The organism is [Actinomadura] parvosata subsp. kistnae, assembly GCF_900323885.1.
GTDB classification, from domain to species: domain Bacteria; phylum Actinomycetota; class Actinomycetes; order Streptosporangiales; family Streptosporangiaceae; genus Nonomuraea; species Nonomuraea composti.
Genome location: NZ_OOHJ01000025.1, coordinates 11773 through 26911 on the forward strand (window position 1 = coordinate 11773; position 15139 = coordinate 26911).

Consider the following 15139-nt stretch of genomic DNA (forward strand, 5'->3'; position numbering starts at 1 on the left):
GCCCTCCCTTGCTCCCCCACGACACGCCGGCTCGCACCTCCGCAGGCCGAAAACCTTTTCTTCGTTATCGGAACGTTGCATTGCTGCAAGCCGCGCAGCACGCCCTTGACAGAAGCCGACGGCTGCGTTTTGCTTCCGAAAACCTTTTAGCTCTTTCGCCCTCCCGCCTCCGGGCGGGCCCCGCGCACCCCCTAGCGAAAGGTTTCCGCCATGCGCCGACTGGCCGTCCTGGCCGCCCTCCTCCTCACGTCCTTACTCACCTCCCTGCTCACGGGCCCGTCCGCCCCCGCGTACGCCGCCGGGCCCGCCCAGCTCATCGACATGTTCGGCAGGACCGTCAACTCCTACGGCGTCAAGCTCGTGGACTGGCAGGGCTACCTCGCCAACCCGTACATCGAGCTCACCGTCAAGCCGCCGGCCGACATGCGCTTCCCGCTCACCGTCGACCTGAAGGCCGAGGGCACGTCCCGGCTGATGATGGACCTGCCCAGTCAGCTCACCGCGACCGGCGCCACCAAGACCCTGACGTTCGCCAATGCCTCCGAGCAGAAGAACTTCCGCCTGGCCATCCACTCCAAGCGCGGCCCCGGCGCCGATGAGCAGCACACGCTGCGGCTCTCCATCAGGGACGCGGGCGGCGCGACGTACCAGCACAGCCTGCCCATCTACGTGCAGCAGGACGAGAAGACCGCGCTGCAGCCCACCATCCCGATCACCTTCGACTACCGCTACGACACGATCACCGGCTACTTCTCCGACCCCGGCGTGCGCACCGCCGCCGAGGAGGCCGTCAAGGACTGGTTCCGCTTCTTCGACCTGCAGCCGTTCGACACCGTCGCGGCCGGCGCCGAGCCGAATCACCTGCCGGGCAACGACTGGCAGAACACGATCAACGTGACGAACCAGACCGCCTACACCGGCATGTACGTCTTCTTCCGCGGTATCCAGACCCCGTACTCGACGGGCTACCCGCGAACAACGGCCGCTACAGCACCCGCGGCGGCCAGCAGGTGCCCGGCCCGCTGCACCGCTCGACCGCGATGATCCTCGAGTACGACGAGGCGAACAAGCAGCTGTTCACCTCACTCGCCGACGAGGACTGGTACAAGACCGACATCGCCGGCTCGGTGCTCGACGTGCACGGCCTCGTCATGCACGAGTACGGCCACGCCGTCGCCTTCCACAGCGACTGGGCCGGCATGCGCTCCTACGTCTCCGGCGGCGGCACCGACCCCGACGTGGTCGAGTACCAGGGCCGCGCCGTCCCGCTCGACAGCAGCTACCACATCCCCGGCGACCAGCCGAACTGGGACCGCATCAGCGGCCAGAGCGGCGGCTGGACCCACCTGTTCCCCACCCGCCGGTGGATGCTCACCAAGCTGTCCCTGCTCATCGCCGAGAACGCCGGGTGGAAGCTGAACCGCGAGCTCACCCCGTTCCTCAAGCCGTCCATCACCACCACCTCGCTGCCGCAGGCCACGCCCGGCACCGCCTACCGGCAGACGCTGGCCGCCAGGGGCGGCGTGCCGTTCTACGACTGGCAGGTCACCGGCGGCTCGCTGCCCGCCGGGCTCACCCTCGACCGCTTCACCGGCGCCATCACCGGCACCCCCACGACGGCCGGCACGTCCACCTTCACCGTCCAACTCAGGGACTACGACCGGCTCAGCACCCCCGTGACCAGGACCTTCACCCTCACCGTCGGCGGCGGCACCCCCATCACGAACCTGGCCACCTCCGCCACCCCGTCGGCCTCCTACACCTCCCCCTGGGAGAGCGTCGCGGCACTCAACGACGGCATCGACCCGCCCGCCTCCAACGACACCGTCAACCGCCGCTGGGGCACCTGGCCGCAGACCGGCACCCAGTGGGCCGAGCTGACCTGGCCGTCGGCGCAGACGCTGCGCTCGGCCGAGGTGTACTTCTTCGACGACGACGGCGGGGTGCGGGTGCCGGCGTCGTGGAAGCTGCAGTACTGGAACGGCAGCGCGTACGCGGACGTGCCCGGCACGTACCCGACAGCGCTGAACGCCTACAACCGCGTGACGTTCGGCGCGGTGAGCACCACCAGGCTCAGGGTCTCGCTGCAGAGCGGGGCCGGATCGGTCGGCCTGCTGGAGGTGAAGGCGTACGCCTGACGCCCCGGGAAGGCGGCGTCAGCTCGCGCCGGCGTCGCCGCCCGTTCCTCCGCCGACCGCCGAGGACGGCAGGGGGATGGCGGGGAACGGGTTGTCGGGCAGCAGGATGACCCGGCGCGGCTGCTTGGCCTGGGTGGCGGCGTCGAGGTGGAGCAGGGCGGCGCCGATGCCGGCCGCGCCCACCATGTAGCCGGTGTCGGCCGTCACCTCGCCGGGCCGCAGCCGCCGGTACGCCTGGTACCAGCGGTAGCCGCGGCTGTCGGGGTCGGTGGCGCGGCCGATGAGGTCGGTGGCCAGCGTGCGGGCGTAGTCGAGGTGGGAGCGGTCGCCGGTCGCCGCCCACAGGCCGACGAACAGCTCGACCAGGCCGGCCGCGCCGCAGCACTGGCAGGCGACGTTCCAGTAGCCGGCGGTGCGGTGGCGCGGCACGCCGCTGCGGACGATGCCGTGCGCCAGCCGCTCCACCCACTCCAGGTCGCCGGGGTCGCCCGCCACCCGGTGCAGCTCGTAGAACATCCGGGCCACGCCCGCGGAGCCGGAGCAGAAGCCGAGGTAGTGCAGGCCGCGCGCGTGCGGCACGTGGTGCGGGACGACCGCGCACGCGCCGGTGACGACGCTGATCTCGCGGACGAAGGCGGCGCCGCTGCGGGCGGCGTTCAGGAACTGCTTGTCGCCGCTCACGCCGTACAGGCGGGCCAGCAGGAACGCGGTGCCGGCCGTGCCGGCGAGGAAGCCGGGGGTGACGGCGTCCACGGGCAGGTCGGCGCAGTCGCCGAAGCGGTGACCTGGCACGGGCAGGCGGGCGATGCGCAGCCCCGCCTCGATGGCCGCCTCCTCGTAGGCCGGCGCGCCGAGGTGGGCGGCGGCGCGCAGCAGCCCGAGGATGATGCCGCCCTCACCGCGCTGGGCCGGGTCGCGCGACCACGTCACGCCGTCGCCGCCGGCCCGGCCGCGCGCGACGATCAGGTCGGCGATGGCGGCGGCCTCGGCCTCGAACCCGGCCTCGCCGAGTGTCCAGCCGGCCTCCATGAGGGCGATCATCACGCCGGTCAGCCCGTGGTAGAGCGACAGGTCGTCCTGCTCGCGCCAGGTGGCGGCCAGGCGGCGGGCGCCCGCCCTGGCATCCTCCAGGTACGCCTCGTGCCCGGTGGCGGCGGCCAGCTCCAGGAAGAACAGCACGACGCCGGCCGCGCCCGAGTAGAGGGACCAGGGCTCGGCGGTGACCGCCGACGTGCCGCGCGCGTCGGGGTTGGCCTGCCATCGGCGTCCGTGCTCGTCGTCGATCGCCGCCGATCGGATCCACCGGCCGGCCAGGATGGCGGCGGTCAGCGGGGAGTCGGCACGCGCGCTCGACGCGCGCATCTCGTCCAGGCTCATGCCGCCATTTTCCCATACGTTTGGTAGGAATACTCTGAATTTGCCACATCAAATCCGCTGAATTTCCGCCGTTCCAGTATGACGGCATCGCGAGCCCCAGGGGGCGTGGCAGGCGCGGCACGATTCCGTACGCTGTGCCGGTGATCACCATGGTGGAGTGGACCCGGCTGGAGCCCTGGCGGGTGGCCCGCGCCCGCACCGACCGGGGCGAGAGCGTGATCGTCAAGTGGGCGGGGCCGCACCCCGACCGCCGGTACAGCGAGGAGTGGCGGCTGCGCACGGAGGTGGCCGCGCTCCGCTTCCTCGCGGACGACCTGGGGGTGCGGCTGGCGCCCCGGGTGCTGGCCGAGGACCTGGCCGCGGGACAGGTGGTGCTGGAGGACCTCGCGCCGCGCACCGCGCTCGACGGGCTGCTGCGCCGCGACGGCGCCGCCGCGCACCTGGCGCGGCTGACCGCGTTCGCCCGGATCCGGGGCGAGCTGGGCGCGGTCACGGCGGGGCACGCGAGCCGGTACGAGCGGCGGCGCCGCGCGCTCGGCCCCGTTGACGCCGCCGCCGACCTGCTCGGGCACGCCGCGCCGATCCGCACGTCAGGCGTGCCCGAGGCCGGACGGCTCGGGGTGCCGCTCCGGGGCGGGGCCGAGCGGGAGCTGGCGACCGCGCTGGACGAGCTGGCCGATCCCGGGCCGTTCCTCGTGCTCAGCAACGGCGACCCGGAGGCCAACAACGTCCTCGTGCACGAACGCGGGCCGGTCGACGCGCGCTTGATCGACTTCGAGTTCGCCGCGTTCCGGCACGCCCTGCACGACGCGGTCCCCCTGCACGTGCCGGGGCCGGCGTGGATGTGGGTCACGGCGGACGCGCTCGGCGAGCTCGGGGACGTCTACCGGCGGGCGCTGGCCGCCGGGGTGCCGCAGGCCGAGGACGAGCGGCGGTACGGCCTCGGGCTGACGGCCGCGTGCGTGGCCTGGGCGCTGACCCGGCTGCGGCGGCTGCCCGCGCTCGACACCCGCCCCGCCGGCGACACCAGCCGGGCCCAGCTCGTGGCCACCCTGGAGGCGGCGGCGCGCACCGCCGACGCCTGCCGGGCGCTGCCCCGGCTGGCCGGATGGTGCCGCCACCTCGCCGACGCCCTGCGCCTGCGCTGGCCGGACGCCGACCTCGACGTGACCGCCCTGGCCCCGTACACACCCCGCCGCCCCTGACCGCCCCGCCCCTGACTCCGCCACCCAGGACCGGAACGGCGGGGACTAGGGACATCCCCTGGTCCGTCCCGGACGAGAGCGGGCCCCCGCCGTACCTATCCTGCGGCCGTGAGCGCAGAATCCGACGCGGCCGACATCAGCGAGCTCGGCCGGATCGTCATGCGCTACGAGCTCGCCGACCTCAAGGACCTGGCGGACTTCGACCGGTACGTCCGCGCGGAAGGCCGCCTGGAGAACCACCTCATGCGGGTCGCCGAGCGGCTGAGCAGCTTCTACGACATCGAGGGCGCCTGCCGGCTGCTGGACCAGGTGCTGGCGTTCAACCAGACGCTGCGCAGGAAGATCGACGACGCGCTGCCGCTGCACGAGGACGACCGGCGCGCCAGGGCCGAGCTCGGCGGGTGGCGGGACGAGGCCGACGGGGTCATCCTGCTCATCGAGGGCATGAAGGCGATGTTCCGGGCCCAGGAGCACACGCTGAAGGGCCACGTACGCGACGCCGAGCGGCTCCTGTCCGGCGCCCGCGCCAACTTCGAGCGGCTGCGCACCCGGGGGCCGGGCCCGCTGGCGGAGGCGGGCGCGTTCCGGCACGCGCTGGCCGGCGCGCACCTGCAGCTCAGCAAGGGCGTCGCCAAGCTCCAGTCGGGCGACACCACCGACGCGACCGAGCGGTTCGCGCGGGCGCACATCGGCTTCGCCCGGCTGCTGGACGACCCCGAGCGGGCGGCCGCCCACGGCGACGTGCGGGAGCTGCACGACCTGGCCGACCGTGCCCGCGCGCTGCAACGGCACACGGAGTTCCTGCGGGAGACCAAGGCCGGCGAGTACGCCCTGGCCATCCGCACCGGCGAGGAGGCGGTCAAGTACTACGAGCGGCTGGCCGCCGCCGCGCGGGCCCCCGGCGTGCCGAAGGTGGTGCGCAACCTGCGCGGCATGGAGCACAAGTACGTGCTCGGGCTGCTCATGTGGTGCCGGGCCGAGAAGGCCGTCGAGGACCGGGACTGGCGGCTGTGCGACGAGCTGATCGCCGAGGCGCACCGCACGTGGCGCGAGTCGGTGTACGACAGCCTGCTCAACGAGGACGTCGGCGCGGCGTCCCTGCGCCCGCAGCTCGACACCCTCGACATGATGCTGCAGGGCACCCGGCGCCGGCGCGACAGCGAGGAACGCCACCAGAAGCAGATCGCCCGGCTCGAGGAGGAGCTGGGCCGGCTCAGGCAGACCCACATCTGGACCCAAGGAGGCACGGCGATGGCCGGCGGAGACCACCACGAGACCATCAACGTCAACGGCCCCGTGACCGGGGTGACCGGGATCGGCAGCCACGCCAGGGCGTCGGCGGAGACCGTCAACATCGCCCAGCCCTCGACCGGCTCGCTCGACCTGGCCGCCGTCCGCGCCGAGCTGGCCGACCTGCGCGAGGCGCTGGCCGACCTGGCCAGGACGCCCGCCCAGCAGGCGGTCGTGGCGGAGGTCGCGCGGGCGGAGGAGGCGGCCCAGGTGGAGGACGAGTCGCGGGTGCGCCGGCACCTGGCGGCGGCGGGCGAGTGGGCGCTGGAGACGGCGCGGCTGCTCGGCCAGACGGCGGTGGAGGCCGTCATCAAAACCGGCCTCGGCGCCTGATCCCGGCGACCGCCCTCCTACCCGCCGCAAAACCCGACGACCGCCCTCCCGCCCGCCGTAACACCCGGCGACCGCCCTCCCGTCCACCGCAGGACCCGGCGACCGCCCTCAGGCCGCGCGCCGCCTGCGACGGTGATCGTCCTTCCCGGTCGTCACTCCACGACCGGGTGGACGGTGAAGGGCGGGGCGGAGGCGTCGCCGTGCACCCACAGCCGGGTGCCGGGCTCGGGCGCGTTGTCGATGATCCACCGCGTGAGCGGCGTGCGCACCCACCTCTCCAGCAGCGGGCTGCGGATCTGCCGGGCGCCGAGCACCGCCCCGTCCTTCATGACGGCGGCCACCACCTCGCGCTTGATCAGCCCGCGCTGGAACACCACGTCGAACCCCTTGCGCCGCGCCGAGTCGGCGAGCTGGTCGAGGAACTTGTCGACGATCTCCCCGATCATCTCGGGCCGCAGGATGTCGAAGACGACGACGCCGTTGCCGAGCCGCCCGAGCAGCTCGGGCCGGCGCAGCTCGCGCGTCAGGTAGGTCTCCACAGCCTCCCGGAAGTGCGCCTCGACCTGCTGGTACGAGGGCTGCGCCGCCGGGGCGGGCCCCACGATGCCGGGCCGCAGGTCGCCGGCGCCCACGTTCGAGGTGAAGATCACGATCGAGTGGGAGAAGTACGCCGTGCGCCCCTGCCCGTCGGTCAGCCGCCCGTCGTCGATGATCTGCAGGAACTTGTCGAAGATCTTCGGGTTGGCCTTCTCGATCTCGTCGAACAGGATCACGCTGAACGGCCGCTCCCGCACCCAGTTCGTCAGCACGCCGCCCTGCTCGTGCCCCACGTAGCCGGGCGGCGCGCCGGTCAGCCGCTCGCTGGCGTGCTCCTGGCTGAACTCGCTCATGTCGAAGCGCCGCAGCGCGGCCTCGTCGTCGAACACGAGCGAGGCCAGCGCCTTGGCCAGCTCCGTCTTGCCGACCCCGGTGGGCCCGACGAAGAAGAACACGCCGGTGGGCCGGGTGGCGGGCGAGTCCTCGTCGGTGAAGCCGATGCCGACGCGGGCGTTGCACAGGACGTCGGCGACGGCCCGGACGGCGGCGGGCTGGCCGATGACGCGCGCCCCGAGTATCTTCTCCGCGCCGGCCACCTTGTCCTGGTCGAGCCGCTCCCACGGGTCCTCGCGCAGGCCGAACCGGTGCCGGACGATGAGCTCCTTCGCCGAGGAGACGGGCAGCCGGGCGGTCAGCGAGGTGGCGCGCAGCGCGTCGATCTCGGTGATCGACATGCCTTCGGTGAGGTTGCCGATCGTGGCGGCGACGCCGTGCAGCACCTCCGGGGCCAGCGTGTCGCCGCCGTGGAAGCGCGGCAGCGTCTTGACGAGGTAGTTCACCCGTTCGGCCGAGTCGGGCAGGCCGACCTGGACGGCGGCGACGTGCGGGTTGCGGTGGCACAGCGCCTCCGGCAGCGTCACGATGTCGTGGCAGACCAGGATCACGGTGTTGTGCAGCTCCTCGCCCGTGACGGCCGTGGCCATGGCGGCCTCGGCGAACAGCCGGCGAAGGTGCGCCAGATGCGAGCGGTACTCGTCGCCCGCGGGCAGGCCGGTGCCGATGACGAGGTCGGCGGCGTGCATGACGAGCGCGGTGGCGGCCTCGTGCTGGGTCAGCATGGGCAGGGCGACGGCCAGCATCTCGGCGGGGGCGCGGACCCGGACGTCCTGGGCGTTCTGCACGCGGCGGCGCAGCCGGTCCACCGAGCCGCCCGCGCGGCTGCCCCTGGGCGGGTCGGGCACGTCCTGGGCGGCGGGGTCGGCCCGGCCGCCGAGGTGCCTGCGCAGGAGCTGCTCGCTGCGGGGGTCGGGGAAGGTGAGGCCGTCGACCAGGTCGTACTCGCCGACGGCCAGGAATCCGGCGGTGACCAGCAGCGCGCGGACGGCGTGGCGGAACGGGACGTGGTCGTTGTCCCACAGGATGCGGTCCTCGACGTTGCCGTAGAGGATGAGGTGCCGGCGGCGGTGGATCTCCATGTAGGCGCGCGCCAGCCAGGGCGCGGCGCTGAAGGCCGCCTCCTGGTCGGCCTGCCCTAGAGAATCTTCGGCCGGGTGACCGCTCGGGTGCTCGCTCGGGTGTGCTGTCATGGCGCGTTCCTGCCTCGTTTGCGGTCGGCCTGCGCCCATTGGGTGACCGGCCGGCGCGTCTCGGCGCTGCCCTCCCAGTCGACCTCGCCGATGGTGAAGCCCTCCTGCCGCATGGAGTCGCCGGCCAGCTCGGCCACCTCCAGCAGCGCGGCGCAGGCGGCGCTCTGTCGGGCCTGGCCGCCCTGCTCCTGGGCCCGCCGCATGTCGTCGGACAGGTAGAGGATGCGGTGCTCGCCCTCCTCGTCGTCCTCCAGGACGACGGTGACGTCGCTGCCGGTCAGCCGGTGGACCTGGAGGGTGAGCGTGCCGTCGGGCGACTCGTCGAGCGAGCCGGCGTCCATCACGAGGCCCAGCTCGGGCAGGATGTCCACCACGGCGGCCAGCATCTGGCGGCGCTCGGTGAAGCGGTCGATGTCGGCGTCCAGCTCGCGTTCCATGTCGTCGAGCTTGGCGTCGACCTGCCCGCACAGCACCCGCACGTCGCCGTACCGCCCGGCCAGCGACTCGCGGCTGATCATCTCGAGCGCCACGTGGGCGAGCGGGGCGTCCTTGAGCGGCACCTGGGCCAGCTCGGCCTCCGCCTCCAGGGCGGCGAGGCGGGCGGTGACGTCGGCGGCGGCGAGCACGGCCGCCGCCCGGTCGCGCTCGTGCCGGGCCCTGGCCAGGGTCACCTTCTCGACGTGGGCGCGGATGGCGGTGGCGGCCTCGTGCGCGTGGGCGCGTACGTACGCGTCGTCGCCGGCGCTCAGCTCGGCCAGCAGCGCCGAGACGAGCTGGGCGCCGGGCTCGTCGAAGCGCAGGCGGTCGCGCAGGTCGGGCTCGGCGGCCAGCGCGCGCAGGGCCGCCACCACCTCGTGGGCCCGCGGGCGGCCGGTGGCCAGGTGCGCGGCGGTGTCGAGGTAGCGGCGCGCCAGCTCGTCGAGCTCTTCGGCGAGCCGGTCCACGTGCCTGCCGGTGGTGGCCGCGGCCAGCTCGGCGTTCAGGGCGTCGAGCGCGTCCTGGGACCGGGAGGTGTCGGGGCGGAGCGGGAGTGCGGCGTAGCGGTGGCGCAGGTCGGCGAGGCGGCGCTGCTCGGCGTGCCGGACCGTCTCCAGCGCGGCCATCCGCCGCCGCCCGGCCTCCTCCTGCCGGTGCCGGCGGCGTTCCTCCTGCTCGGCCTCGCGCTGCCGCCTGGCCTCGTCGCCCGCGCGGCCCCAGGCGAACTTCGGCGACTTGCTCATTCCCGCCGCCCTTCCGCCGGCCGCTCGGAGAAGACCCGGGAGAAGGCCCGGGAGAAAGCGGGGCCGAAGCCGGGGACGGGCGGCACGCCGAGCCAGTGGACGCGCCGGTCCGGCGTGATCTCGATGCGCAGGCCGGCGCTCTCGTCCGGGCCGGGCAGGTCGCGGTGCCGGTCGGTGAGCCGGTGCAGGCGCTGGTTGGCCGACCCGCGCCAGCGCAGCGCGGCGTGCCGCCCGGCGACGTACGGGCCGTCCACGAGCAGGTCGAGCAGGGACAGCAGGCGCCGCTGGTGCTCGTCGCCGTGGCGGCGCAGCCACTCCAGGGTGTGGCCGCTGTAGCTCATCACCGACAGGTCGCGGCGGGCGCGGACGCGGGTGACCAGCTCGGCCAAGGCTTGCGCCTGCGCGAACGGCTCCCCGCCCGACAGGGTGAGCCCGTCGGCGGCGGTGCGGACGATCTCGTCGGCGAGATCGGCGACAGGCACGGCCGTCCCGCCCTCGAACGGGATCCACTCCGGGCTGACGCAGCCCCCGCAGCGCAGCGGGCAGCCCTGCACCCACACGCAGTACCGCACGCCCGGCCCCAGCACCTCGCAGGCCGGATGGGTGTCGGCGACCATGACGACGGACGCGCTCACAGGCTCATCACCGCCGGAAGGGACGGACGCGCTCATCCGCTCATCACCGCCAGGATGATCGCCACGGCGAGCACCAGCAGCAGGGCGATCGCGACGACCCGGGCGGCGCCGATGCCCGCCTGCTCGGGCAGGGCCTGCGCCGGCACGCCCGCCGGCTGCTGCGGCACCGGGGCCGCCGGGCCCGGCGGCACCAGCGGCGTCCTGGGCGGATACTCGTCCAGGAGCCCGCCGGCGATCCTGGCGCACCACACGCACGACGGCAGGCTCGCGCTGTAGAAGTGCATGGGGTTCTCCCGGCAGCCCATGAGCCGGTACTGGGCCCGGTTGAGCGCGGCCACCCACTCGCCGGGGCGTGGGCGGGCGGCGGGGTCGTGGTGGCCCTCGGCGAAGCACCGCCGGGCCAGGGCCAGGATCTCGGGCGGCAGCACCTCGACGGGCAGCTCGCCCTCCATGGGCACGAACCGGTCCGGCCACAGCAGCCGGTTGTTCTGGGAGATGACGTTCTGCTGCACGTCGTCGGGCAGGGAGGCGTCGGTGAGCACGCCGGCGAACGGGTTCTGGCCCTCCATGAGCAGCCAGCAGATCATGATCGCCAGGCCGAAGCTGTCCTGGGCGGGGGTGGAAGGCCGGTGCACGAGCTGGTCGGCCTCCGGCGGAGCGTACTCGGGGGTGAACTTCGGCGTGCGGAACAGCCGCCCGCCGGGCGCAGTGAACTGCACCGTGTCGCAGTCGACGAGCGTGACGTGCCCCGTCGGCGTGACCATGACGTTCTTCAGGCTGACGTCGCCGACGACGACGCCCACGTCGTGCAGCATGTCGAACAGGTGCGCCACCCGCGCCGCGATGACCAGCAGCTCCCGCCAGGTCGGCTCCAGCAGCGCCTGGTGCCGGCCGCGCGCGTCGCCCAGCATCTCCAGGGGCAGGCCGGCGATGCGCGGCATGACGAACCCGCACGGCCGGCCCCGCTCGTCCACCAGCGGCGCCTGCGGCCAGGCCACGTGGAAGTGGGCCGGGTGGTCGCCGTCCCATCGCGCGGGCGGGAGCCCGACGAGCGCCGCGACCCGGTCGATCACGTCGTCGTGCGGGGAGGTGTAGATCTTGGCGCAGACGGCGCTGTTGTCGGCGATGGGATAGACCTCCCCTTCCATCCCGTCGCCGAGCAGCTCGTCCTTGACGATCTCGACGGCGCGCCTGCCGGGAATGCGATATCCGTTCACCTCAACCTGACCGCCAGTGCCATCGTCTTGTCGTCGCCGGACGTGCCCGCGAAGTCCTCCGAGCCGAGCTGCTTGGCGAGCTGCTCCGGCGGCACGGCCGGGTCGGCGAAGTAGCTGAAGTAGGCGCCCAGCGTGTCGGGGGCGTCGTAGCCGGCGCTGCCGTCGCCGGCCAGCAGCGCCTCGGTGAGCCCGTCGGTGCACAGCGCCACCCCGTTGACCCGCCCGTCCAGGACCACGCCCACCTCCAGCGCCTCCGCGCGCCGCAGCGAGGTGGCGAACACCGTCTCGCCCGCGTCGGAGCGGTTCGTCGGCGGCGGCAGGACGAGCTGCGCGCCGCCCCCGGCCCGCTCGACGATCAGGAACCCGTCCCCGATGTTCAGGTAGCTCACGAACGGGGGCGCGATCACGGCGGCCAGCAGCGTGGCGGCGAACTGCGAGCGCAGCACCACCGGGTCGCCCCGCCCGCGCGCCGGCAGCTCCCTGACCCGCCGGGCCAGCCAGTCGTCGAAGCGGCGCAGGCAGTCCCCCGCCAGCACCCGCATCAGCCGCTTCCACTCGTGCGGCGTCGCCGGATGCCCCTGGCCGAGCTGCGCCCTGGCCGCCGCGTACGCCGACTTGACGAGCTGCTGCGCGCCCTCCCGCGACCGGGGCCGCGACCCGGCGCCGTCGGCCACCGCCAGGAAGTGCGCGCGCCCGTCGATGCCGGCCGACAGCGCCGCGTCCTGGTTGGGCCGCCCCTCCAGGACGTGGCTGGGGCCCGTGACGCTCGCCGTCAGGAACCGCCAGGCCGGCTCACCCATGGTGGCCCAGCCACTCGCGCATCTGCATGTGCTGGTCCACCTGCTGGTAGATCTCGCTGGCGCCCTGGTTGCGCGCCGTGCCCGCGGCCACCTTCTCCGTGCTGGCCGACACGAGCTGCAACACCTTGGAGAACTCCATCTCGCCCAGGTTGTAGGCCGACTCGGGAGCCAGGCCGCGCAGCACCTCGTGGTCGGCCTCGCGCACCCCGAGGGCGAAGAACAGCAGGTGCCGGCCCTCCTCCTGCTTGCGCAGCACCGGCGCGAGGTCCCGCCACCGGTCGGTGAGCCGCCCCTGGTCGTCGGTGGGCGCCCCGTCGGTGATCAGGTACATCAGCGGCCGGTTCGCCAGCGGGATGCCGGACGAGCGCAGCTGCTGCTTGCGGGTGCCCAGGATGTCCAGCGCCTGCTGGATGCCCTCCACCATCGGCGTCACGCCGCCGGCCTCCAGCCGGGGCGGGTCGAAGTCGGTCATCGGCACGAACGGCTGCCCCACCGCGCCGCTCTCCTTGCCACGCGGATCGATCACCCGCACGTGCCCGTTGCCGAACGTGACCAGCGCGATCTCCCCCATGCGCATCACGTGCGTGTAGGCGGAGATCTGGCGGCGCCAGCCGTGCAGGGCCGCGTTCAGCTCGTCGATGCGGCCGAGATGGCTCATGGAGCTGGAGGTGTCGACGACGAGCGTGATGAGGATGCGGCTCTTGGCCGGTTGTGCCGGGGGCAGGGCGTCCACGGGGCCGCTCATGGGTCACACCTTTCGTTCGCGGGTCGTTCGCGGGTCGGGGAGCCGGGCAGCACGCGCAACGCCTCGCCGTCGGTGTCGAGCCCGACGACGCGGACGGTCTGGCCCCGGTGGACGCCGTCGCTCGCGGCGCCCGCCAGCCGGGCCCACACGATCGCGTCGTCCAGCTCGACGTAGCCGCCGTCGGGGCCGAACCGGGTGCGCACGGTCGCGGTGCCGCCGTCCGCCTGCCGGGCCGCGACCGCCTGGAGCGTTCCGGGGGCGGGCCGCTCCAGCGTGCGGCACTCGTCCAGCACCTGGGCGGGCGGGGTTTCTGCGGGATGCTTGTAGCCGGGGTTCGGGAGCTCCGGGGATTGGGCGCGCAAGCGCCGCACGGCAGCCGCCGCGTACTGGGCGCCCGGGTGGTCGGTGGCCGCCTCGCGCCTGCGCAGGGCGAGCCGGACCGCGTAGATCAGCGCCACCGGGAGCAGCAGCAGGGCGACGGTGAACGCCACCCCACTGCGGAAGTCCCGCTCCATCTCGACGGTACGCACGGCGTCCGGCTCCTTGTCCAGATCCGGGTAGGCGAAGAGGGTCCGCAGCAGCCGGTCCGCCTGCTGCGGGTCGACCCGGATGACCTCCCTGCGCGTGTCGACCTCGTCGCAGAGCCGGCCCAGCTGGGCGTGGCAGTCCGGGCTCGTGTCGACGACGACGATCAGGTCGCGGTCGCCCAGGTTCCGGGCGTTCATCCTCTTGCCCAGCTCGGCGGGGGTCGTCTCGGTGGCGTGCCTCAGGTCGAAGACGTGCGCGCGGGCGGTGTCCGGCGTGAGCAGGCCGCCCGCCAGCAGCGGCAGGAACGCGAGTGCGAGGAGCAGGCCGGCGAGGATGAGCAGACGTTGCGTCATGGCGGGGACGTCCGGGGGTCAGGGGGTTGGCCGCGCCCAAGCTAGCCGCGCGTGCGGCAGGCCCGCATCGGGGTACGACCTAGGGAAGTCCCTATTCGGCCGGCCGCTTTCCGGCGTTCCCAGGGTGCAGGCGGCGGAAGTCGGCCAGGCTCTGGCGGAAGAAGGCCAGGTCGCTCTCCAGTTTCGCCCGGGTGAAACGGCCCGGCTCGGCATCGCGGGCCGAGCGGCCCATCTCCGTCCAGAACGCCTCCCGCGGCAGCTCCCCGGCCCCGTCCGGCAGGAACTTCAGCGCCTCGGCCACCGCGTCGGCGGCGAGGCTCCACTCCGCGACCACGGCGCGGAACCGCTCCGGGTCCGGCGACAGGTCCGCCGTGTAGTACAGGCCGCTCTCCAGGGCCCTGCTCGCGTACGTGGCGCCGACCAGCACCCATTGGCCGGCGTCCAGCAGCTCGGACACGCCCGCCCCGAACGTCGTGCCCGCCTGCTCCGCCTCGTCCGGGACCAGCACCTCCACCCCGCCGGCCCGCACCACCCGCCCGCCCGGCACCTCGTCCACCGACGCCTGCGCCGACCCGCCCGGGACGACCAGGTCGAGGTAGACGCGCGCCTCCGCGAGCGAACGCGCGCGGACGCTCTCAGGCATGCCGCGCCGCGAGGTCCCGGTAGCTGTCGCGGACGATGAGCAGCCGGTCGAGCTGGAACCGGCCGGGCTCGGCCGCGCGCATCTCGCGGCCCCGCTGCGACCAGAACCCGTGGTCGGGCACCTCGTCGGCGCCCGGCGGGATGAACTTCACGACCTCCTCCACGGCCGCCGTCGCCACCGACAGCGTGCGGTGCGCCTCGGCCGCGTCGTCCGCCGGCACGTTGCCCGCCGTCAGGTCGGCCACCCACAGCCACTCCCCCGCGTCGAGCAGCTGCGACGGCTCCGCGCCGCCGAACGTCGGGTAGCCCGCCGGCATGACCGGCCGCTCCGGCAGCCCGAACAGGTATTCGCGCGGCCTGCCGCAGCTCTCGCAGGTGCCCGAGTAGCGGTTGGCCAGGCCGCCGCCGGCGCTGACCAGGCCGCTGTCCCAGGTGGTCTCCACCGAGCCGCACGCGCAGGGGTGCAGGTCGAGGTAGAGATGCGCCTCATCCCTCGTCCGTGCTACCGCGAATGTCATGACCGTCCTCTCCTC

At 73.8% G+C, this 15139-nt stretch carries 14 protein-coding genes; 4 read left to right on the plus strand and 10 right to left on the minus strand.

The genetic code is table 11. The features are described from left to right. Positions 1-210 precede the first annotated feature (210 nt). Together KIS93_RS64005 and KIS93_RS66715 are read left to right on the plus strand one after the other, a co-directional pair. Positions 211-1044 carry a hypothetical protein gene (locus KIS93_RS64005; protein ID WP_222108019.1) on the plus strand — a complete coding sequence of 278 codons (834 nt, stop codon included), beginning with the start codon at positions 211-213 and terminating at the stop codon, positions 1042-1044. Further along, positions 1011-2138, plus strand: coding sequence for an Ig domain-containing protein (locus KIS93_RS66715; protein WP_246005514.1), 1128 nt, complete (start codon positions 1011-1013; stop codon positions 2136-2138). Before KIS93_RS64005 ends, KIS93_RS66715 begins: the two co-directional genes overlap by 34 nt. A gap of 18 nt (positions 2139-2156) precedes the next feature. Here the strand turns inward: KIS93_RS66715 and KIS93_RS54495 are convergent, their stop codons facing one another. Further along, entirely contained in the window at positions 2157-3515 is a 1359-nt protein-coding gene (locus KIS93_RS54495; RefSeq protein WP_080039046.1) for a lanthionine synthetase LanC family protein, read from the minus strand. Between the two features lie 140 nt (positions 3516-3655). Between KIS93_RS54495 and KIS93_RS54500 the strand changes: the two genes are divergently transcribed. Continuing rightward, positions 3656-4720, plus strand: a complete 1065-nt coding sequence (locus tag KIS93_RS54500; protein WP_222108020.1) for a phosphotransferase family protein — start codon at positions 3656-3658, stop codon at positions 4718-4720. A 108-nt stretch (positions 4721-4828) separates the two neighbouring features. Continuing rightward, the gene (locus KIS93_RS54505; protein WP_080039048.1) at positions 4829-6343 is read left to right on the plus strand and encodes a hypothetical protein; all 1515 of its coding nucleotides are present in this window, start codon (positions 4829-4831) and stop codon (positions 6341-6343) included. A gap of 152 nt (positions 6344-6495) precedes the next feature. Here the strand turns inward: KIS93_RS54505 and KIS93_RS54510 are convergent, their stop codons facing one another. The 9 genes from KIS93_RS54510 to KIS93_RS54550 form a co-directional block, all read right to left on the minus strand. Further along, entirely contained in the window at positions 6496-8466 is a 1971-nt protein-coding gene (locus KIS93_RS54510) for an AAA family ATPase (RefSeq protein WP_080039049.1), read from the minus strand. Then, positions 8463-9686: a hypothetical protein gene (locus KIS93_RS54515; RefSeq protein WP_080039050.1), complete on the minus strand. Its 1224-nt coding sequence runs from the start codon at positions 9684-9686 to the stop codon at positions 8463-8465. The genes KIS93_RS54510 and KIS93_RS54515 overlap by 4 nt, the downstream gene beginning before the upstream one ends. After that, a complete protein-coding gene (locus tag KIS93_RS54520) occupies positions 9683-10321 on the minus strand; it encodes a 4Fe-4S single cluster domain-containing protein (RefSeq protein WP_222108021.1) in 639 nt (212 codons plus the stop codon). Before KIS93_RS54520 ends, KIS93_RS54515 begins: the two co-directional genes overlap by 4 nt. Positions 10322-10353: 32 nt before the next feature. Beyond that, positions 10354-11538 (minus strand): protein kinase domain-containing protein, encoded by a 1185-nt coding sequence (locus KIS93_RS54525; protein ID WP_080039052.1) that lies wholly within the window; start codon positions 11536-11538, stop codon positions 10354-10356. Beyond that, entirely contained in the window at positions 11535-12338 is an 804-nt protein-coding gene (locus KIS93_RS54530; RefSeq protein WP_080039053.1) for a PP2C family serine/threonine-protein phosphatase, read from the minus strand. Before KIS93_RS54530 ends, KIS93_RS54525 begins: the two co-directional genes overlap by 4 nt. Beyond that, positions 12331-13083 (minus strand): vWA domain-containing protein, encoded by a 753-nt coding sequence (locus tag KIS93_RS54535; RefSeq protein ID WP_080039054.1) that lies wholly within the window; start codon positions 13081-13083, stop codon positions 12331-12333. Before KIS93_RS54535 ends, KIS93_RS54530 begins: the two co-directional genes overlap by 8 nt. Next, positions 13080-13964, minus strand: coding sequence for an NfeD family protein (locus KIS93_RS54540; RefSeq protein ID WP_080039055.1), 885 nt, complete (start codon positions 13962-13964; stop codon positions 13080-13082). Before KIS93_RS54540 ends, KIS93_RS54535 begins: the two co-directional genes overlap by 4 nt. Before the next feature lie 91 nt (positions 13965-14055). Next, positions 14056-14607, minus strand: a complete 552-nt coding sequence (locus tag KIS93_RS54545; RefSeq protein ID WP_080039056.1) for a hypothetical protein — start codon at positions 14605-14607, stop codon at positions 14056-14058. Beyond that, positions 14600-15124 carry a hypothetical protein gene (locus KIS93_RS54550; protein ID WP_080039057.1) on the minus strand — a complete coding sequence of 175 codons (525 nt, stop codon included), beginning with the start codon at positions 15122-15124 and terminating at the stop codon, positions 14600-14602. The genes KIS93_RS54545 and KIS93_RS54550 overlap by 8 nt, the downstream gene beginning before the upstream one ends. Positions 15125-15139: the final 15 nt, after the last annotated feature.

Excerpts from the sequence above, each read along its gene's own strand:
- KIS93_RS64005 (WP_222108019.1), top strand. The coding sequence starts at position 211 with ATGCGCCGACTGGCCGTCCTGGCCGCCCTCCTCCTCACGTCCTTACTC.
- KIS93_RS54495 (WP_080039046.1), bottom strand. The coding sequence starts at position 3,515 with ATGAGCCTGGACGAGATGCGCGCGTCGAGCGCGCGTGCCGACTCCCCG.
- KIS93_RS54510 (WP_080039049.1), bottom strand. The coding sequence starts at position 8,466 with ATGACAGCACACCCGAGCGAGCACCCGAGCGGTCACCCGGCCGAAGAT.
- KIS93_RS54515 (WP_080039050.1), bottom strand. The coding sequence starts at position 9,686 with ATGAGCAAGTCGCCGAAGTTCGCCTGGGGCCGCGCGGGCGACGAGGCC.
- KIS93_RS54530 (WP_080039053.1), bottom strand. The coding sequence starts at position 12,338 with ATGGGTGAGCCGGCCTGGCGGTTCCTGACGGCGAGCGTCACGGGCCCC.
- KIS93_RS54535 (WP_080039054.1), bottom strand. The coding sequence starts at position 13,083 with ATGAGCGGCCCCGTGGACGCCCTGCCCCCGGCACAACCGGCCAAGAGC.
- KIS93_RS54540 (WP_080039055.1), bottom strand. The coding sequence starts at position 13,964 with ATGACGCAACGTCTGCTCATCCTCGCCGGCCTGCTCCTCGCACTCGCG.
- KIS93_RS54545 (WP_080039056.1), bottom strand. The coding sequence starts at position 14,607 with ATGCCTGAGAGCGTCCGCGCGCGTTCGCTCGCGGAGGCGCGCGTCTAC.
- KIS93_RS54550 (WP_080039057.1), bottom strand. The coding sequence starts at position 15,124 with ATGACATTCGCGGTAGCACGGACGAGGGATGAGGCGCATCTCTACCTC.